At 65.3% G+C, this 19,438-nt stretch carries 19 protein-coding genes; 1 reads left to right on the top strand and 18 read right to left on the bottom strand.

Going from position 1 to position 19,438, the window contains the following annotated elements:
• Positions 1–53: 53 nt before the first annotated feature.
• The 18 genes from bioB to K2O51_RS13115 all read right to left on the bottom strand — a co-directional run bounded on the left by bioB (position 54) and on the right by K2O51_RS13115 (position 18,130).
• Positions 54–1,082, bottom strand: a complete 1,029-nt coding sequence (gene bioB / locus K2O51_RS13200; RefSeq protein ID WP_011296340.1) for a biotin synthase BioB — start codon at positions 1,080–1,082, stop codon at positions 54–56.
• 15 nt (positions 1,083–1,097) lie between these two features.
• Positions 1,098–1,844, bottom strand: coding sequence for a dethiobiotin synthase (gene bioD, locus K2O51_RS13195; RefSeq protein ID WP_011296339.1), 747 nt, complete (start codon positions 1,842–1,844; stop codon positions 1,098–1,100).
• Positions 1,841–3,067 (bottom strand): 8-amino-7-oxononanoate synthase, encoded by a 1,227-nt coding sequence (bioF, locus tag K2O51_RS13190; RefSeq protein ID WP_140953520.1) that lies wholly within the window; start codon positions 3,065–3,067, stop codon positions 1,841–1,843. Before bioF ends, bioD begins: the two co-directional genes overlap by 4 nt.
• The gene (gene bioA / locus K2O51_RS13185; RefSeq protein ID WP_220631210.1) at positions 3,057–4,475 is read right to left on the bottom strand and encodes an adenosylmethionine--8-amino-7-oxononanoate transaminase; all 1,419 of its coding nucleotides are present in this window, start codon (positions 4,473–4,475) and stop codon (positions 3,057–3,059) included. Before bioA ends, bioF begins: the two co-directional genes overlap by 11 nt.
• Before the next feature lie 287 nt (positions 4,476–4,762).
• Complete coding sequence (locus tag K2O51_RS13180; RefSeq protein ID WP_140953522.1) at positions 4,763–5,668, bottom strand: dienelactone hydrolase family protein; 906 nt, start codon at positions 5,666–5,668, stop codon at positions 4,763–4,765.
• Positions 5,669–5,701: 33 nt separating this feature from the next.
• Positions 5,702–7,309, bottom strand: a complete 1,608-nt coding sequence (locus K2O51_RS13175) for a carboxyl transferase domain-containing protein (RefSeq protein WP_220631209.1) — start codon at positions 7,307–7,309, stop codon at positions 5,702–5,704.
• Positions 7,310–7,408: 99 nt separating this feature from the next.
• Positions 7,409–8,101, bottom strand: coding sequence for a glutathione S-transferase family protein (locus K2O51_RS13170; RefSeq protein ID WP_140953216.1), 693 nt, complete (start codon positions 8,099–8,101; stop codon positions 7,409–7,411).
• A complete protein-coding gene (locus K2O51_RS13165; protein WP_011296333.1) occupies positions 8,098–8,529 on the bottom strand; it encodes a YchJ family protein in 432 nt (143 codons plus the stop codon). The genes K2O51_RS13170 and K2O51_RS13165 overlap by 4 nt, the downstream gene beginning before the upstream one ends.
• Positions 8,526–9,233, bottom strand: coding sequence for an HAD family hydrolase (locus K2O51_RS13160; RefSeq protein WP_011296332.1), 708 nt, complete (start codon positions 9,231–9,233; stop codon positions 8,526–8,528). Before K2O51_RS13160 ends, K2O51_RS13165 begins: the two co-directional genes overlap by 4 nt.
• Complete coding sequence (locus tag K2O51_RS13155; protein WP_011296331.1) at positions 9,230–9,889, bottom strand: 2-hydroxychromene-2-carboxylate isomerase; 660 nt, start codon at positions 9,887–9,889, stop codon at positions 9,230–9,232. Before K2O51_RS13155 ends, K2O51_RS13160 begins: the two co-directional genes overlap by 4 nt.
• 101 nt (positions 9,890–9,990) lie before the next feature.
• The gene (locus K2O51_RS13150) at positions 9,991–11,121 is read right to left on the bottom strand and encodes an acyl-CoA dehydrogenase family protein (protein ID WP_220631208.1); all 1,131 of its coding nucleotides are present in this window, start codon (positions 11,119–11,121) and stop codon (positions 9,991–9,993) included.
• Positions 11,122–11,154: 33 nt separating this feature from the next.
• Complete coding sequence (locus K2O51_RS13145) at positions 11,155–11,835, bottom strand: SDR family oxidoreductase (RefSeq protein ID WP_011296329.1); 681 nt, start codon at positions 11,833–11,835, stop codon at positions 11,155–11,157.
• Between the two features lie 86 nt (positions 11,836–11,921).
• Positions 11,922–13,103: an acetyl-CoA C-acetyltransferase gene (locus tag K2O51_RS13140; protein ID WP_140953219.1), complete on the bottom strand. Its 1,182-nt coding sequence runs from the start codon at positions 13,101–13,103 to the stop codon at positions 11,922–11,924.
• A gap of 110 nt (positions 13,104–13,213) precedes the next feature.
• Positions 13,214–13,885: a carbonate dehydratase gene (gene can / locus K2O51_RS13135; RefSeq protein WP_011296327.1), complete on the bottom strand. Its 672-nt coding sequence runs from the start codon at positions 13,883–13,885 to the stop codon at positions 13,214–13,216.
• Positions 13,882–15,708 carry a bifunctional isocitrate dehydrogenase kinase/phosphatase gene (gene aceK / locus K2O51_RS13130; protein WP_011296326.1) on the bottom strand — a complete coding sequence of 609 codons (1,827 nt, stop codon included), beginning with the start codon at positions 15,706–15,708 and terminating at the stop codon, positions 13,882–13,884. Before aceK ends, can begins: the two co-directional genes overlap by 4 nt.
• Positions 15,709–15,874: 166 nt before the next feature.
• Positions 15,875–17,056, bottom strand: coding sequence for an isovaleryl-CoA dehydrogenase (locus K2O51_RS13125; RefSeq protein WP_011296325.1), 1,182 nt, complete (start codon positions 17,054–17,056; stop codon positions 15,875–15,877).
• A 45-nt stretch (positions 17,057–17,101) separates the two neighbouring features.
• Positions 17,102–17,581 carry a PaaI family thioesterase gene (locus K2O51_RS13120; RefSeq protein WP_011296324.1) on the bottom strand — a complete coding sequence of 160 codons (480 nt, stop codon included), beginning with the start codon at positions 17,579–17,581 and terminating at the stop codon, positions 17,102–17,104.
• Positions 17,582–17,674: 93 nt separating this feature from the next.
• Entirely contained in the window at positions 17,675–18,130 is a 456-nt protein-coding gene (locus K2O51_RS13115; protein ID WP_220631207.1) for a MerR family transcriptional regulator, read from the bottom strand.
• A 230-nt stretch (positions 18,131–18,360) separates the two neighbouring features.
• Here K2O51_RS13115 and K2O51_RS13110 point away from each other — a divergent pair, with 230 nt between their 5' ends.
• Entirely contained in the window at positions 18,361–19,437 is a 1,077-nt protein-coding gene (locus K2O51_RS13110) for an MBL fold metallo-hydrolase (protein WP_220631206.1), read from the top strand.
• Position 19,438: the final 1 nt, after the last annotated feature.

Raw genomic sequence — 19,438 nt, 5'->3', positions numbered from 1 at the left:
CGTTATGGCGATCTTACGGCGGGGGAGCCCTTCACGTGAAGATTTCTTAACTATTAGCCTGCGTAGCCTTCCGCACGGATGTCGAGTCGCGCCAGCAGCGCGCGGTCGCGGTCAGCCTGCGGATTGCCCGTGGTCAGCAGCTTTTCGCCGTAGAAGATGGAGTTGGCGCCCGCCATGAAGCACAACGCCTGCAGCGCCTCGTCCATCGCCTCGCGGCCGGCGGAGAGGCGCACCATCGCGCCCGGCATGGTGATGCGGGCCACGGCGATCGTACGGACAAACTCGAACGGGTCCAGCGCCTCGGTGCCGGCCAGCGGCGTGCCTTCGACCTGCACCAGGTTGTTGATGGGCACCGATTCCGGATACGGATCCATATTGGCGAGCTGCGCGATCAGCCCGGCACGCGCCTCGCGTGATTCCCCCATGCCGACGATGCCGCCGCAGCACACGTTGATGCCGGCGTCGCGCACATGGCCGATCGTATCGAGACGATCCTGGTACGTGCGCGTGGTGATGATCTTGCCGTAGAACTCGGGCGAGGTATCGAGGTTGTGGTTGTAATAATCCAGGCCCGCGTCCTTGAGCTGCTGCGCCTGCTCGGCCTTCAGCATGCCGAGCGTCACGCAGGTTTCCAGGCCCATGGCCTTGACCTCGCGCACCATGTCCATGACCGGCTCCAGGTGGCGGTCCTTCGGGCTGCGCCAGGCGGCTCCCATGCAAAAGCGCGTAGCGCCGTTGGCCTTGGCAGCGCGGGCGGCTTCGAGCACTTCATCGAGTTCCATCAGCTTTTCGGCCTTGACGCCGGCGTCGTGGTGCGCGCTTTGCGGGCAGTAGCCGCAATCCTCTTCGCAGCCGCCGGTCTTGATCGACAGCAGCGTGGAAAGCTGCACGGTGTTGGCGTCGAAGTTCTCGCGATGCACCTGCTGCGCGCGGAACAGCAGGTCGTTGAACGGCAGCGCGAACAGCGCGGCCACGTCGTCGACGCGCCAGCGGGCGTCTTCCGGCAATGCATGGGTGTTGCGCGCGGTCTGGCGCAGCGCTTCGGCGGAGATGGTGGCGACGGTTTGAGCGGCTTGGTTCATGGTGAGGTTCTGGTTTTATGCGGCGAGGCTTGTGGCCTCGGCTCGGTATTGGAGGGAATGGGCAAACAGCGGCGCGAGGTCGAGACGGGCAGCGGCATCGGCCGGCGCCAGTTGCCACGGCAGCTCGCCCAGGCAAGGTGCGTCGAGCGCGTCATGCAGCGTGGCGATGTTCTCGTCAGCCAGCAACATGTCCGGGTCGACACGGTTGGCGATCCAGCCAGCCAGTGTCAGGCCGCGTGCGCGGATGGCTTCGGCGGTCAGCACGGCGTGATTCAGGCAACCGAGGCGGATGCCCACCACCATGACGACTGGCAGCGCCAGCATCTCGGCAAGGTCCGCCGTGCTCCAGCGCACCGCGCCGGTATCGAGCGGCACATGGAAGCCGCCGACGCCTTCAACGACGACGGCATCGGCCTGCTCGCGCAGCGCGTCGAACGCATGGCGGATCGGCGCACGCGTGATGCGCACGCCTTCCTGCGCCGCAGCCAGATGCGGCGAGCATGGCGTGCGCAGCAAGAACGGGCAGGTCTGTCCCAGCGGCACCGCGACGGAGCTGGCGGCACGCAGCGCGGCCACGTCATCGTTGTGCCAGTGATCGACGCGCCATTCGCTGCCGCTGGCCACGGGCTTCATGCCGACGGCGGCATAGCCGGCCGCGTGCAGCGCATGCAGCAGCGTGGCGCTCGCGTGGGTCTTGCCGACGCCGGTGTCGGTGCCGGTGACGAAGCACTGGAACCTGGCGGGCTGGTTTATGCGGTTCATGCGGCCTCCCGCTTCGCTTCGGGGGGCACCGCGTCGGCCAGCACGCTAACGAGGCGCTGCACGTCCGCCGCCGTATGCGTGGCCGACAACGTGATGCGCAGCCGCGCGGTTCCCTCGGGCACGGTTGGCGGCCGGATCGCGCCGACGCGGATGCCTTCTGCTTCGAGGCGCGCGGACAATGCCAGCGAGACAGCGTTGTCCCCGACAATCAGAGGCTGCACAGCGGTGGCACTGTCGCCGAGTTCCCAGCCGGCTGCGGCGGCCAGCGGCGCGAGGCCTGCGCGGAGGTCGGCGATCAGCTGGTTCAGGTTGGCGCGGCGCTGCCGGCCCTCCTCGCCCTCAATGATGGCAAGGCTTGCCATCAGCGCATGCGCAACCGCCGGCGGGGCAGCCGTGGTGTAGATGTAGGGCCGCGCGGTGTTGACCAGATGTTCGATGATGGTCTCGTGCGCGGCGACGAACGCGCCCGCCACGCCGGCGGCCTTGCCGAGCGTGCCGATGTAGATGAAGCGCTCCGAGTTCAGCCCCAATGCCTGCAGTACGCCATGGCCATCGTCGCCGAGCACGCCGAAGCCATGCGCATCGTCGACGATGATCCACGCGTCATGGCGTTCGGCCAGCGCAAGCAATTCCGCCAGCGGCGCCACATCGCCGTCCATGCTGAACACGCTGTCGGTGACGATCAGCTTGAGCGGGCTAGTGCTGGCCGCGAGCAGCGCGTCCAGTGCGGCGGCGTCGCAGTGCGGGTAGCGCTGCACATCGGCGCGCGCAAGGCGTGCGCCGTCGATCAGCGAGGCATGGTTCAGCGTTTCGCAGAACAGCGTCGCGCCCGCGGTGCCCAGCGCCGTCAGCACGGCCATGTTGGCCATGTAGCCAGTGCAGAAGTACAGCGTGCGCGCTTGCGGGATGTGCGGCGCGAACCAGCGCGCGAGTTCCTCTTCGAGCCGCGCATGCGCAAGCGAATGCCCGCTGACAAGATGCGAAGCGCCGCTGCCGGCGCCGTAGAGACGTGCTCCGTCGGCTAGCGCGGCAACGACATCGGGATGGCTTGCGAGTCCCATGTAGTCGTTGCTGCAGAACGTCAGCAACGGCTGCGGCGCCGGTGCATCCACCGGGCCGACGGCCTGGTGCGGCGCGCATGCGGTATGCGCAATGCGGCGCCGGCGCGTGAGCGCGCGGGCCTGGCGTTCGTCCGCGGCGCGGCGCAATTGTTCAAGCAGCATGGCGTACCTCCTTGTCAGCCTCGGCGTTGCCGAGCACATCGTCCAGCGTGGCCTGCAGTTGCGTGGCGAGCCAGCGCGCCTGCTCGGCATCGAATACGTAGGGCGGCATCACGTACAGCGTGTTGCCGATCGGCCGCACCAGCAGTTCGCGCGCACGCGCGGCCTGATGGAAGCGCCCGGCGAAGCCTTCGCCAGCCCGTTCCTCGCGGACATCGACGGCCCAGATCAGCCCGCGCTGGCGCATGCGGTGCAGGCGCGCATCGCGGGCGAACGGCGCCATCGCGTCGGCCAGCCACTGCGACCGGGCGCGGTTCTGCGCGATGACGTCGTCCTGCGCGAACAGGTCGAGCGTTGCCACGGCGGCGCGGCAGGCGAGCGGGTTGCCGGTGTAGGAATGCGAATGCAGGAAGCTGCGCGCGAGCTCATCGGCAATGAAGGCGCGCTGGATTTCCGGGCGCGACAGCACGAGCGACAGCGGCAGATAGCCACCGCTGATGCCCTTGGACAGGCACAGGAAATCGGGCCATGCATGCGCGGGCAGCGGCTGGTCCGCATCGCGGCATTGCTCCCACGCGAAGAACGTGCCGGTGCGCCCGCAGCCAACCGCGATCTCGTCGGCGATCAGGTGCACACGGTAGCGATCGCACAGCGCGCGCGCGCCCTCCAGATAGGATGGGTCGTACATGGCCATGCCCGCCGCGCATTGCACGAGCGGCTCGACGATCAGCGCGGCAATCTGGCCTGCGCGATCGCGCAGCAGTGTCTCGAGTGCGGCCAACGCGCGCACGGCGACATCGGCGGCGGTCTCGTCATCTGCGGCCTGACGCGCGTCGGGCGACATCACCACATGCGCGCGACGGATCAGCGGGTCATAGGCATCGCGGAAGACATCGAGATCAGTCACGCCCAGCGCGCCCACGGTTTCGCCGTGGTAGCCATTGGCCAGGCAGACGAACTCGCGCTTGGCCGGCAGGCCGGTGTTGCGCCAGTAGTGGAAGCTCATCTTGAGCGCGATCTCCACGGCGGACGCGCCGTCCGACGCGTAGAACGCGTGGCCGAGTGCGCCGCCGGTCAGTGCGGACAGGCGCTCGGCAAGTTCGACGGCAGGCGCGTGCGTACAGCCGGCGAGCATGACGTGCTCAAGCGTCTGGAGCTGGTCTGCCAGCGCGGCGTTGATCTTCGGATTGGCGTGGCCGAACAGGTTGACCCACCAGGAACTGGTAGCGTCGAAATAGCGGTGGCCGTCAGCGTCATGGAGCCAGGGGCCCTCGCCACGGACGATGGCGAGCGGCGTGGCGGTGTCGTCTGGACGCAGGCGCGTGCAGGGGTGCCAGACGGCGTGCTTGCTGCGCAGCGCTAGCGAATCGCTGGCGCCGGGCAGTGGGGCATGCAGGGACTGTTGTTCCAAGGGAGTCCTCCTTTGTTGACCATTTCGCGGTGCGTACTCGCTGCGCTGCGGAATGGTTCGGGAGGATCATGTTAGGAATGTCTCCTTGGGGTTGGCAATGGCGATGGATTTCTGGTTTTAGGGTAGAGTTATCGTGATTTGACCGAACTTACCGCGACGAAGGCCGACTCTTGGTGCCAGCGTGTCGCTATCTTCACGCAAAATTTTCTTCGAATTGCCGCGCAAAAAGGCGGGGGGCGGTTGGGCTTGAGGTGCATTGCCTGGCATGCGTCTGCATCGACGACCAATCAGGACCCGTTATCAAACGGCAAACCCAGCGACCGAAAAAAAGCGCCGACTTCCGGCAGCCAGATGGGAATGCCTTCGCGCGCGCTGAACAGCCGATGCGAATCGCCGCCGAATTCGCCGACATCGACCATGCGCGCCTTCGCGGCCGGTCCTTTCGCGTTGGCCTTGTACGCATTGAACATGCGGTCGGGCAGCGGCGCTGGCCAATAGCTGTCGTTGTCCCCGTAAATCCACAGCGAAGGATAGCGCGCGTCCTTGCCATAGTCGCCGAAGGTCTCGATCAGCCTGTCTTCCCAGTCCGCGCAACTGAGGTTGCGCAAGCCGCCGGCGAAGTTGACCACGCCAAGCACGCCGGGATAGGAAATCGTGCTGAAGGCCATGGTGGTCAGGCCGCCGTGCGACTGGCCGATCACGACGATGCGGTCCTTGTCGACATAGGGCTGGTTGACCATGTAGTCCAGCGCGGCCACCACATCCTCGGCCTGCTGCTGGCCGTTGACCTCGATGTTGCAACTGCCCCCGATATATGGCCCACCCGAGCGCGCGAAGCCCTGGCGCATCGGCAGCACCACGACGTACCCGCGGCGCAGGAACTCGACGGTCTGCGCCGGGAAGCGCGCCCGGCCCTGGAACGCCGGCTTGCCGGGGGCCTTGCCATGATTGATGACCACGAGCGGAAACGGACCCTCGCCGTTCGGGCGGAATACCGTGGCTTCCAGGTCGATGCTGAACGGCGAAGCGGCCTTGGGCACCAGTACCACCTGCTCCGAAAAACGCACGCGCGCGGTTGCCGGCGCCGGTGCCGTGCCCGGAGGCTGCGCCTGCGCCACGGTCTGCGCATACACCAGCAGGCCGATCACCGGCAGTAGGGAAAGACATCGAAACAGCAAGGCAGGACAACCCATGACAATCGCGCAAGGCGAGTTTTTCTGACGCCCTTACATGCGGAACACGCCGAACTTCATGTCGTCGATCGGCGCGTTGAGGCTGGCCGACAGGCCCAGCCCGAGCACCGTGCGCGTCTGCGCGGGATCGATGACCCCGTCGTCCCACAGCCGCGCGCTCGCGTAGTACGGATGACCCTGATGCTCGTACTGGTTGCGGATCGGCTGCTTGAATGCCTCTTCTTCCTCCGCGCTCCAATTACCGCCCTTGGCCTCGATGCCGTCGCGGCGCACCGTCGCCAGCACGCTTGCGGCCTGCTCGCCGCCCATCACGGAGATACGCGCGTTCGGCCACATCCACAGGAAGCGCGGCGAATACGCACGGCCGCACATGCCGTAGTTGCCCGCACCGAACGAGCCGCCAATGATCACCGTGAACTTCGGCACCTGTGCCGTAGCGACCGCCGTGACCATCTTGGCACCATTGCGTGCGATGCCTTCGTTCTCGTACTTGCGGCCTACCATGAAGCCCGTGATGTTCTGCAGGAACACCAGCGGAATCTTGCGCTGGCAGCACAGTTCGATGAAGTGCGCGCCCTTGAGCGCCGATTCGGAAAACAGGATGCCGTTGTTGGCGATGATGCCGACCGGGTAGCCCCAGATGCGTGCGAAGCCGCAGACGAGCGTCGTGCCGTAGCGCGCCTTGAATTCGTCGAACTCGGAGCCATCGACAATGCGCGCGATGACCTCGCGTACATCGAACGGCTTGCGCGTATCGGTCGGGATCACGCCGTACAGTTCTTCTACCGGATACAGCGGATCGGCCGGCGCATGCAGGCGGATCTGGTCGGGCTTGCGCCGGTTCAGGTGCTGCACGATGTTCCGGGCCAGCGACAGCGCGTGATGATCGTTCTGCGCGAAGTAATCCGCCACGCCTGACAGGCGCGTATGCACATCGGCGCCGCCGAGGTCTTCGGCTGTGACTTCTTCGCCCGTAGCGGCCTTCACCAGCGGTGGACCGCCGAGGAAAATCGTGCCCTGGTTCTTGACGATGATCGACTCATCGCTCATTGCCGGCACATAGGCGCCGCCGGCCGTGCAAGAGCCCATCACCACGGCGATCTGCGGGATGCCCTGCTTGGACAGGTTGGCCTGGTTGTAGAAGATGCGCCCGAAGTGATCGCGGTCGGGGAATACATCGTCCTGGTTCGGCAGGTTCGCACCGCCCGAGTCCACCAGATAGATGCACGGCAAGTTGTTCTGCTCGGCGATCTCCTGCGCACGCACGTGCTTCTTGACCGTCATCGGGTAATACGTGCCGCCCTTGACGGTCGCGTCGTTGCAGACGATCACGCATTCCTGCCCGGCCACGCGCCCGATGCCGGTGATGATGCCCGCGCCCGGCGCAGCGTTGTCGTACATGTCGTACGCGGCGAGCTGCGACAGTTCCAGGAACGGCGTGCCCGGATCCAGCAGTTGCTGCACGCGATCGCGCGGCAGCAGCTTGCCGCGCGACAGGTGCTTGTCACGCGCGGCATCGCCGCCGCCTTCGGCGAGCTTGGCGACCTTGGCCTTGAGGTCGGCGACCAGCGCCTGCATGGCTTCGGCATTCGACTTGAACGATTCGGAGCGCGCGTTGAGTTTGGTTTCCAGCGTGGGCATGGTTTGTCCCTTCCTGCTTGTCACCCCTGTCATTCCCGCGCATACCCAAAGGGCACGTGGGCGGGAATCCAGCGTCCTAAGAAGTCACTGGGTTCCCGCCTACGCGGGAACGACGGGCTTGTTAAGCGGATGTCCGGGCATCAGGTCATACGGATGTTTCCATCCCGGCAGCGCGCGCATGCGTTCCGTCCAGGCGTGGATGTGCGGGTACTCCTTGCGCCAGTGCACACCGATCTCGTCATCGAAGAACACATAGCCCGCCAGCGAGAAGTCGGCGATGGTGGCGTGGTCGCCCACCACGAAACTGCGGCCGGCGAGTTGCGCGTTCAGCACGCTCCACGCGCCTTCGCAGCGTGCGCGGAAGAACTGCACCACCGTCGGGTCCGGCGACGATGCAAACGCGCGCAGGAAGCGGTAGGTCGCGGTGTACGACGTGAACTTGTGGTTGTCGAACAGCAGCCAGCGCAGGACTTCGGCGCGCTCTGCATCGCTTGCGGCGCCGTAGGCATCGAGGCGCGACGCGAGCGTTTCCAGGATCACACCGGACTGCGTCAGGCGCTGCCCGCCGAACTCGAGCACCGGCACCTCGCCCATCACGTTGATGGCGCGATACTCCGGCGTACGGGTCTCGCCATTGAAGAAATCGACGAAGCGCGGCTGCCACAGCTTGCGGCCGCGCTGTATGCCGACGGTTTCCATCAGCAGCGCCGCCTTGTAGGCATTGCCCGACTGGGCAAAGCAGTACAGCAGGTATTCCGGCGCGTCGCCGGATGCCTTCGCTTCGATGCTCATGACGCCTCCCCGATCATGTCGCCATCCACATAGAGCCACACGGGCGGCTCGCCGGCCGCGCGCGGCTCGCGCACGAACCGGCTGCGCTCATGCAGCCGCCAGGCGCGCCCGCCTACCTTGTAGCGCGCCACGAATTCCACTTCGGCATGCGTATCGTCCTGCTGCGAATGGGCCTTGACCGACAGGCCCAGCCAGCGCGTCGCCGTGTCCGGCAACAGGTCGGCCGGGCACGTGGACGGGTGCCAGGTCTGTCGGACCCAGTCCATATTGCCCATGACGTACGCGGTATAGCGCGAGCGCATCAGCGCCTCGGCATTTGGTGGCACGGCGTCGCCGCGGTGATAGCGGCCGCAGCACGCGTCATATTCCGCGCCCAGGCCGCACGGGCACGGCGTGGGCGTGGCGCGGGGCGGGCGCCTGGCACTCATCCGAGCAGCTCCGCCAGTTCGCGCATATCCGTGAACAGGTGATGCGCGCCGGCAGCACGCAGCATGGCGGCATCGTTGCGCGCCGCGTAGCCAAACACGGTCATGCCCGCGGCCACGCCGGCGGTGATGCCGGCCGGGCTGTCTTCGATCACCGCGCAGCGCGACGGCTCCACGCCCATGGTACGCGCCGCGAGCAGGTACACGTCCGGCGCCGGCTTGCTGCGCTCCACCTCGGTGGCCGAGAAGATATGCTCGCGCTCGTCCTGCTGGAACAGTTCGACCAGGCCTGTTTGCTTGAGCTGCAGCTTGACCTTGATACGATCCGCGCCCGATGCCACGCACACCGGCATGCCGGTCGCGGCAATCGCAGACACCGCTTCACGTACGAAGGGCACGCTCTGCACCTCGGCCTCGAGCACCTGGTTGCGCCGCACGAGCCAGTGCGACAGCCAGTTCTCCGGCAGCGGCGCGCCGCGCATGCGTTCGATGTTGCCGAGTTCCTCGCGCACCGCGCGCCCCAGGAACATCTTGGTCGAATCCTCGAGCGAGATGGCGATGCCCAGCTCGTTGAGCATTTCGTTGAGCACGCGGTTGACGATGGGTTCGCTGTCGACGAGCACGCCGTCGCAGTCGAAAATCACACAGTCGAAACGCGAGGATGGGCCGGAGGTCAGGCCGGAATCGGCCCGGTTTGCTGCAGTCATGCGGGTTTCTTTTCCTTGTTGCTGTCCACGCTGGCCACGGCGCGCAGTTCGGTCTGGCGGCCGCGTTTCAGGTGGTCTTCAATCTGGTTGAACCGGTCGAAGCCCCAGAACGGTTCGCCGTCGATGATTACGAACGGAGAGCCGAACACGCCCTTGGCCATGGCGACTTCGATTTCCGCCTTGAGCTGGTCCTTGATCTGGTAGCTGGTGGCGCCGGCATCCATGGCGTGCACGTCCACGCCAAGCGGTTCGGCCAGCTTCGAGATTTCCGCCGGCTCGGCGATATTGATGTCGTCCACGAACAGCGCGTGGTAGACCGACTTCGCGAACGCCGTGGCGACATCGGCGCCGTGATGGTTCTGCAGCCACAGCATGGCGCGTGCGGCATGCGTGGTCGGCAGCGGAAAGTGCGTCGGGCGCTTGTACTCGATCTCGTGGAAGCGCGCGGTGCGCTCGAAGTCGCGCCAGCAGTACTCGCCCTTGAGGGGGATCTGCGGCAGCGGTGACGAGCCGGTGGTCTTGAACACCACGCCAAGCAGGATCGGATGCCAGGCCACATTGCGGCCGTACTTCTGCGCCAGTTCGTCGATGCGCGTGCTGGCGAAGTAGCCATACGGCGACGAGAAGTCAAAGTAGAAGTCGATCGCAGCGGTCATGAACGGGGGCCCTCTGTCGTGAGTTGGATGGCTTGGGGAAGCCTCCAGGACGCCTGGCCGTGCTTCCCAAGCCCCATGGTACGCGTGTCCGCGCGTCGCGGCTACGCCAGTGCGCGGGCGATCAGGATCTTCTGGATATCGCTGGTGCCTTCGTAGATCTGGCACACACGCACGTCGCGGTAGATGCGCTCGACCGGGAAGTCGCTGACATAGCCATAGCCGCCGAACACCTGGATGGCGTCGGAGCAAACCTTCTCGGCCATCTCGCTGGCAAAGAGCTTGGCCATGGCGGCTTCCTTCAGGCAGGGCCGGCCGGCATCCTTGAGCGAAGCGGCGTGCCAGACCATCTGGCGCGCCACGTCGATGCGCGTGGCCATATCGGCCAGACGGAACTGCACGGCCTGGTGCTGGAACAGCGGCTGGCCGAAGCTCTCGCGCTCCTTGGCATACGCCAGCGCCGCGTCGAACGCCGCACGTGCCATGCCGATGCTTTGCGAGGCAATACCGATGCGCCCGCCTTCGAGCCCCGACAGCGCCATCTTGTAGCCAGCGCCTTCATCGCCGAGCATATTGGCGGCTGGCACGCGGCAGTCCTCGAACACGATCTGCGCGGTATCCGACGAATGCTGGCCGAGCTTGTCTTCCAGACGCGCCACGATGTAGCCCGGCGTGTTCGTCGGCACCAGGAACGCGCTGATACCGCGCTTGCCGGCGGCCTTGTCGGTCACGGCCAGGACGATGGCCACATCCGCGTTCTGTCCGCTGGTGATGAACTGCTTCACGCCATTGAGCACGTAGTGGTCGCCATCGCGCACGGCGGTCGTGCGCAATGCCGAAGCATCCGACCCCACGTGCGGCTCGGTCAGGCAGAACGCGCCGAGCATCTCACCGCGCGCCAGCGGCACCAGCCACTGCTGCTTCTGCGCTTCATTGGCGAACGCCATCATCATGCTGCACACGGGGCAGTTGTTCACGCTGATGACGGTCGACGTGCCGCCATCGCCCGCGGCGATCTCTTCGAGGATCAGCGCCAGCGACAGGTAGTCCAGCCCCGCGCCGCCGTAGGCTTCCGGCACGGCCACCCCGTAGGCGCCGAGTCCGGCCAGCTCGCGGTGCACGTCTTTCGGGAAGGTCTTGTCGCGATCCCACTGCGCGGCCTGCGGCGCGATCACCTCTTGCGCGAACTGGCGCACGGCGTCGCGAATCATTTCGTGTTCGGATGTCAGCAGCATGTCGTGTCTTTGTTCGATGAGTCGGGCCCGCGCTTACCAGGGGATCGGGGTGCCGTCGTAATTGAAGAAGCTGCCGTTGTCACGGCGCTTGGCGCCAGCCAGCACCTGGCGCAAGCCCTTCACGCTCTGCTGCGGCGTGAGGTCGGCGCCCTTGCCACCCATGTCGGTCTGCACCCAGCCCGGATGTAGCGCCACGCAGGTGGCATGGCGGGCGTCGAGTGCCACGGACTTCAGCGCCGCGTTGACGCCGGCCTTGCTCACGCGATACAGCCAGCTGCCGTTGCTGTCCATGGAGCCGAGGCTACCCATGCGCGACGACAGTACCGCGAGCACACCGCCGTGTCCGCCCTGTCCGGTTTCGACGTAGGGCAGCACCAGCGGCAATGCCATCATCGGGCCGAGCACGTTCACGTGCATCACGCGGTCGAAGTCCTCGCGCGTGACCGGCTGCGCGCCTTCGGTGCGCGGGCCGAGCACGCCGGCGTTGTAGATGGCGACATCGAGCGATTCGCCATCAAGCTTCCAGCCGAGCCCTGCCACCGCACCGGGATCGGTCAGATCGGCCTGATGCGCTTCGGCGCCGAGCGCCTTCAGCGCCGCGACGCCTTCGGGCGTACGCGCCGCCGCGATGACGCGCCAGCCGTCGGCTCGGTACTGGCGTACGAATTCAAGACCGATGCCGCGCGAGGCACCGAGGATGAGTGCGGTTGGCAAGGGTTATCTCCTCAGGCGAGGTTCAGATGATCGGGTTGTTTGGCCCCTCTTTCGCAAGCGGGAGAGGGGGAACATGCTGGGTTGAATCAGACGATCTCGATACCAACCGCCGTCGCCTCTCCGCCACCAATGCACAGGCTGGCCACGCCACGCTTGCCGCCCGTCTTGCGCAGCGCGCCGATCAGCGTGGTCATGATGCGTGCGCCCGAGGCGCCGATCGGATGGCCCAGCGCACACGCGCCGCCGTGGATATTGACCTTCTCGCGCGGAATCTTGAGGTCGTGCATCGCAGCCATCGGCACCACGGCGAAGGCCTCGTTGATCTCGAACAGGTCGATGCTGTCGGTGGTCCAGTCCAGCTTGCGGTACAGCTTGGCCATGGCCTCGACCGGTGCGGTGGTGAACCAGCCCGGCGCCTGCGCGTGCGTGGTGTGGCCAAGCATGCGTGCGATGGGCTGCAGGCCCAGTTTCTTGGCGGTCGATTCGCGCATCATCACGAGCGCCGAGGCGCCGTCGTTGATCGACGACGACGATGCGGCGGTGATGGTGCCGTCCTTGGCGAACGCCGGCTTCAGCGACGGGATCTTGTCGGTCTTGATGCGGCGCGGGCCTTCATCGGTATCGATGACGGTGTCGCCGCCCTTGCCCGACACGGTGACCGGCGCGATCTCCCAGCGGAAGTCGCCAGCCTCGGTGGCCTGCTGCGCGCGGCGCACGCTTTCGATCGCGAAGGTGTCCTGCTGCTCGCGCGTGAAGCCGTACTTGGCGGCGCAGTCTTCGCCGAAGGTACCCATCGCGCGGCCCTTGTCGTACGCGTCTTCGAGGCCGTCGAGCATCATGTGGTCATAGATCATGCCGTGGCCGATGCGGTAACCGCCGCGCCCCTTCGGGATCAGGTACGGCGCGTTGGTCATGCTCTCCATGCCGCCGGCAACGGCGATGTCGAACGAGCCCGCCACCAGCCCGTCATAGACGTTCATGGCCGCACGCATGCCCGAGCCGCACATCTTGTTGACGGTGGTGCAGCCAACGCTGAGCGGCAGACCCGCGCCGAGCGCCGCCTGTCGTGCGGGCGCCTGGCCCTGACCGGCCGGCAACACGCAGCCGAACACCACTTCCTCGACCTGTTCGGGCTTGATGCCTGCGCGTTCCACTGCGGCGCGGATGGCGACCGCGCCGAGCTGCGGCGCCGTCAGCGATGCGAACTCGCCCTGGAAAGCCGCCATGGGGGTGCGGGCGGCGGAAACGATGACGATCGGGTCTTGCATGTCTGTTCTCCTGATATCGGTATGCTTCACCACCGTCGCTCCGTGCGGGTAAGGGTACGCGCACGGAAACGACGGTGTTTGATTCGATGACTACATGATGCCGCGCACGTTCAGCGGATGGAGGCCTGCGGCGGATCGCCGAACTGTCGGTAGGCCGCGGCGAGCTGCTCGTGCAGTTCGTCGTTGTTGCTCGCAGCCATGCCGAGGTCGCGCAGCAGGCCGTCGGAGACGCCATAGATCCAGCCGTGCACCGTCACAGCCTGTCCGCGCGACCACGCGTCCTGCAGCACGGTGGTCTGGCAGATGTTGCTGACCTGCTCGATGACATTGAGCTCGCACAGCCGCGTGTGCGCATCTTCCTCGCGCAGGATGGTGCCGAGATAGGCCTCGTGCTTGTCGGCCACATCGCGCACATGGCGCAGCCAGTTGTCAGCCAGGCCGATGCGCTCGCGCTTAAGCGCGACCTTCACGCCGCCGCAACCATAGTGGCCGACCACGGTGATGTGGCGCACCTTGAGCACTTCCACGGCGAACTGGATTACCGACAGTGCGTTCAGGTCGCTGTGCGCGATCACGTTGGCGATATTGCGGTGGACGAAGACCTCGCCCGGCGCCAGGCCAAGGATCTGGTTGGCGGGCACGCGCGAATCGGAGCAGCCGATCCACAGGTATTCCGGCGCCTGCTGGTTGGCCAGGCGCATGAAGAAGGTCGGATCTTCCGCGTTGACGCGGTCGACCCATTCGCGGTTGTTGCGGAACAGCTGGGCGATAGCGTCACTCATGCGACTCTCCTTGCGAAACTGGCGACGGGCGTGCCGTGCGCAGCCGTGCCGTAGCGGTTGATGAAGCGTTCAGAAATGGGATAGGCAAAGAAGTCATGAACATGTCCGGCCAGCAGCCGGTCTTTATGGCTCTGCCACATGGCAGGGTCGAATAAATCTTCGTGATGGCGCAGGAACGCCTCGCGCACGCGCGGGTTCCCGAGCAGGAAAGTACGGAACGTCTCCGGAAAGATGTCGTGCGGCCGCACGGTGTACCAGATATCGCCCGACATTTCTTCCTCTTCGTTGCGCGGCTGGGGCACGCGGCGCACATTGCAGTCGGTGAAGTACTCGATCTCGTCGTAGTCGTAGAACACCACGCGGCCGTGGCGCGTTACGCCGAAATTCTTGTACAGCATGTCGCCCGGGAAGATGTTAGCGGCGATCAGCTCCTTGATGGCATTGCCGTATTCGATGATGCCGTGCTCGAGTTGCTCGTCGGTGCCTTCCTGCAGCCAGATGTTCAGCGGCGTCATGCGGCGCTCGATGTAGACGTGGCGCACCACGATCTCCTCGCCGCCGTCCTTGCCGCGCTGGTATTCGATCATCGACGGCGCGTGGTGTTCCAGCTCGCGCACGAGGTCCTCGTCGAAACGCGACAGCGGAAAGGCCACGTTGGAGTATTCCAGCGTGTCGGCCATGCGGCCGACACGGTCGTGCTGCTTGACGAGCTGGTACTTGGACTTGATCAGCTCGCGCGTGGTCTCCTTCGGCGCCGGGTAGAAATCCTTGATGACCTTGAACACATACGGATACGACGGCAGCGTGAACACCAGCATCACCAGCCCCTTGATGCCCGGCGCGCTGATGAACTTGTCCGACGAATGCTGCAGGTGATGGAGGAAATCGCGGTAGAACAGGTTTTTGCCCTGCTTCTGCAAACCGAGCGAGGTGTAGATCTCCGCGCGCGGCTTGCGCGGCATGATGTCGCGCAGGAAGGTCACGTAGGCCGACGGAATTTCCATGTCGACCATGAAGTACGAGTGCGTGAACGAGAACAGGATCAGCACCTGCACCTTCTTGAGCAGCACGGCGTCCAGTGTCAGCTTGCCCGACGGACCGTGCACGATCGGAATCGCCAGCGGATAGGTGCGATCGGCGTTCACGATGCGGCCGATGATGAAGGCCGTCTTGTTGCGGAAGAACAGCGACGACAGCACGTGGATCTGGAAATTCGGCGCGATGCGGAAGTCGCCGAAGTGCTCCTCCACGCCCCGCACGACATGGCCGACGTCGCGGCGCAGGTCTTCGAACGGCGTTTCCAGCTGGAAGTTGTGCACGATCCGCTCGAAGCACTCGGCCATGCCCTGCCGGCTGCCGGGGTAGTAGGCGCGGAACGTGGGCCTGGTCGGCGACTCCTCGTTCTCGATGTACTCGGTCGAGATCGCCGGGCGCACGAAGATGAAGTCGTTGTTGAAGTAAGAGCGGTGCAGCAGGCGCGTGCAGACCGAATTGAAGAACGTCTCGGCCAGCTCCGGCTGGTGGTGATTGGTCAACAGGCCGATGTAGTGCAGCTTGATCTGCTGCCAGATCTCGTCCTCGATATTCTCGGCGTCGTACTCGTCCTCGAGGATCACGCTGGTTTCGCGCACGCGCTCGTTGTAGAACGCGATGCGGTCGCGTTGCATCTGCTGCAGGCTATGCCAGTCGCCGGCCTCGAATTTCACCTTGGCCTGGCGGCTGACCTCGCGGAATAGCCGGTAATGCTTGTCGAACCCGTCCAGCATGGTCCGCGCCACGTCGAAGGCAATCTGCGAAGAGAGCAGTTTGGGGAAGTGGGACATGAGACGAGTGGACGCGTTCTGGCGGGGGCTAGTGGGATTGTAAATGGGTTTCGGGACTCGATTTGGGGTGCTCAGTGGCGAATACCTTCCGAATAGCCGCCGGTTTGCTCCGCCTCTCCCGCTGACGGGAGAGGGAGGAACCCGGCGATACCAGGCGCCGTCAGAATCACATCGTCTCGGCAAACAATTCCCGACCGATCAGCATCCGCCGAATCTCTGAAGTCCCGGCCCCAATCTCGTACAGCTTGGCATCGCGCCACAGCCGCCCGGCCGGGTATTCGTTGATATAGCCGTTGCCGCCCAGGATCTGCACGGTTTCGCCGGCCATCCAGGTGGCCTTCTCCGCCGTGTACAGGATCACGGCGGCGCAATCCTTGCGCACCTGGCGCACGTGCTCGCTGCCGAGCGAATCCAGGTTCTTGCCAACTGTGTACAGATAGCTGCGCGCTGCCTGCAGCGTCGTGTACATGTCGGCGACCTTGCCCTGGATCAGCTGGAATTCGCCGATGCTCTGGCCAAACTGCTTGCGGTCGTGGATGTACGGTGTGACCACGTCCATGCACGCCTGCATGATGCCGATCGGGCCGCCCGACAGCACCGCGCGTTCGTAGTCGAGACCGCTCATCAGTACCTTGGCGCCGCTGTTCTCGCCGCCAAGTATGTTCTCGACCGGCACCTCCACGTCCTCGAACACCAGTTCGCCGGTGTGCGACCCCCGCATGCCGAGCTTGTCCAGCTTCTGCGCGACCGAGAAGCCCTTCATGCCCTTCTCGACGATGAACGCGGTCATGCCGCGCGCGCCGAGGTCCGGTTCCGTCTTGGCGTAGACGACCAGCACGTCGCAATCCGGGCCGTTCGTGATCCACATCTTGGTGCCGTTGAGCACGAAGCGGTCGCCTTTGAAATCGGCGCGCAGCTTCATGCTGACGACGTCGGAGCCGGCATTGGGCTCGCTCATCGCGAGCGCGCCGATCCACTCGCCCGACACCAGCTTCGGCAGGTACTTGGCCTTCTGCGAGGCGGTGCCGTTGCGGTGGATCTGATTCACGCACAGGTTCGAATGCGCGCCATAGGACAAGCCGACCGACGCCGAGGCACGGCTGATTTCCTCCATCGCCACCATGTGGGCCAGGTAGCCCATGTTGGCGCCGCCGTACTCCTCGGCCACGGTGATGCCGAGCACGCCGAGGTCGCCCATCTTCTTCCAGGCGTCCATCGGAAACTGGTCGGTGCGGTCGATCTCGCCCGCGCGCGGCGCCAGCTCCGCCTGCGCCCAGTCGCGCACGGCACCGCGCAGCATCTCGATGTCATCGCCCAGGTCGAATTTCAGGCCAGGCAGTTCGGTCATGGTGGTCTCCTTGGGGTCTTGTTGGCAGCAGCGGTTCGGCGCGTGTCAGACGTGTCCGAGCGTACGCACGACGCAAAGCGTCATCAGCATGGTCGCCACGAGCTTGCGGCGACCCTGTTGTTCGACAAAGACATCGCCCTGGGCCACGATCAGCGTACGGCCGGGCTTGAGCACGCGCCCCACGGCTATCAGGCGTTCGCCCTGCGCCGGGGACAGCAGGTTGATCTTGTATTCGGCGGTCAGGCCCGCCTCGCCGTCAGCGACCAGGCTCAGCGCCGCATACCCGCACGCGCTGTCGGCCAGTGCGCCGACCACGCCACCGTGGAAGAAGCCGTGCTGCTGGGTCACGCCTTCGGACCAGGGCATGGCGATTTCGACCTCGCCGCGCTCGACGCGGGCCAGGCTTGCACCGAAGGTCGTCATCAGGCCTTGGCGGGCAAAGCTCGTGGCAATGGTGTCCACACGAGCCGCCGACAACTGCTCGGGCTGGGCGGGGACAGCTGCGGCTTCAAGGTCCTGCGTCATGGCGGCTCCGTGGTGAGGTTGTCCGGAGTATTCTATTGACGTTTACGTAAACGTCAATCAGTAGTGGTGCGCTGACGCGCCACAAGTGCAGCGTCAGGCAGGTTCATGCTTGGCCGGAGCATTGCCGTGCGCCCGCTGGGCTTCAAGCAGTGCCTTGCACTGCTTCTCATGCTGATCGATCTCGGCGAGCTGCGCCTGCAGGTCTTCGAGCTGACGCTCGAGCGCGGCGCGGTGCCCGGCCAATGCGTCGAGGAAGCGTTCGAGCTGCGGCGCGGTGTTGCGCGGAGACTCGTAGAGATCCAGAATTTCGCGGATCTCATTGAGAGTAAGCCCCAACCTTTTGCCGCGCAGCGCGAGCTTCAGGCGGGTGCGCTCGCGCCCGTTGAATACGCGCGTGCGGCCGCCAGGCCCGGCTCGCTCAGGCGAGAGCAGGCCCTGGTCTTCATAAAACCGGATCGTACGCGGCGTGACATCGAACTCGCGCGCAAGATCGGTGATCGTATAGGTGACCGGGCTGGCGGGTGATCCGGAAACGTGTGTGGCTGCCATGGTGCGCCCAAAGTAAGTGAACGGTCGTTCGTTGCGAAGTCAACTTTTGGCTTAAGATGGAGACGAGTCGCACGAGTTGACGTTTACGTTAGCGTCAACGCCTGCGGCTGGCAACCGGTGCTTTCATGCCCGGCCGATTTGGCCCGGCGTGACGGCAAAGACAAGAAAGCCCGCCTGCCCCGGCGTGAATCAGCGTGACACGGCGCAGGGCTTCGATCACGAGACTCCTCATGAACGCACTCGAACACCAGCTCCAATACCCGTTCGCGGACACCATGCCCGCGCCCGGCGCCAAACAGGAAGTGGCGCCCGGCGTCTACTGGCTGCGCATGCCCCTGCCCTTCGCGCTCGACCACATCAACCTGTGGCTGCTGCGGGATCACCAGGACGGCAAAGACGGCTGGACCATCATCGACTGCGGCATCACCAACGACACCATCAAGGCGCACTGGGAAACCATCTTCGCCAACGAACTCGAAGGGCTGCCGGTGTTGCGCGTGCTGGTCACGCACAGCCACCCGGACCATGTCGGCCTGGCGCATTGGCTGTGCAAGCGCTTCGATGTGCGGCTGTGGATGAGCCTGGGCGACTACATGAGCGCGCGCGTGATGGGCAGCGGCACCGGCGCGGGTTCCAGCGCCGGCGGCGAGCTGGCCGCCGAACACTTCGCGCGCCACGGCCTGACCGACCCGGACAGCCAGGAAAAGCTGCGCGCGCGCAAGACCTACTACCCGTCGCTGGTGCCAGACCTGCCCACGCAGTATCGCCGCCTGATGGACGGCGACACGGTCACGATCGGCACCGATCCGGCGACTTCGGGCTGGCGCGTGATCACCGGTTTCGGCCATTCGCCCGAGCACGTGGCGCTTTACAACGCTGCGACCCATGTGCTGATCTCCGGCGACATGGTGCTGCCGCGCATCTCGACCAATGTCAGTGTGTTCGACATGGAGCCGGAAGCCAACTCGCTGCAGCTCTATCTCGATTCACTGAGCAAGTACGAAGGCCTGCCCGAGGACGTGCTGATCCTGCCATCGCACGGCCGGCCCTTCCGCAACCTGCACACGCGCATCGCCCAACTGCGCGAACACCATGTGGATCGCCTCGCCGAAACGCTCGAAGCGTGCCGCGAAAAGCCGTGCTGCGCGCACGATATCGTCAGCGTGATCTTCAAGCGCCAGTTCGACATCCACCAGATGACGTTTGCGATGGGCGAATCGCTCGCGCACCTGCATGCGCTGTGGCATCGCGGCGAGCTGGTGCGGGAAACGGGCGATGACGGTGTGATCCGCTTTCGGGCGGCTTGAT

Source organism: Cupriavidus pinatubonensis (assembly GCF_019602855.1).
Classification (GTDB): Bacteria; Pseudomonadota; Gammaproteobacteria; order Burkholderiales; family Burkholderiaceae; genus Cupriavidus; species Cupriavidus pinatubonensis.
This window is presented reverse-complemented; position numbering and strand designations above follow the sequence as displayed.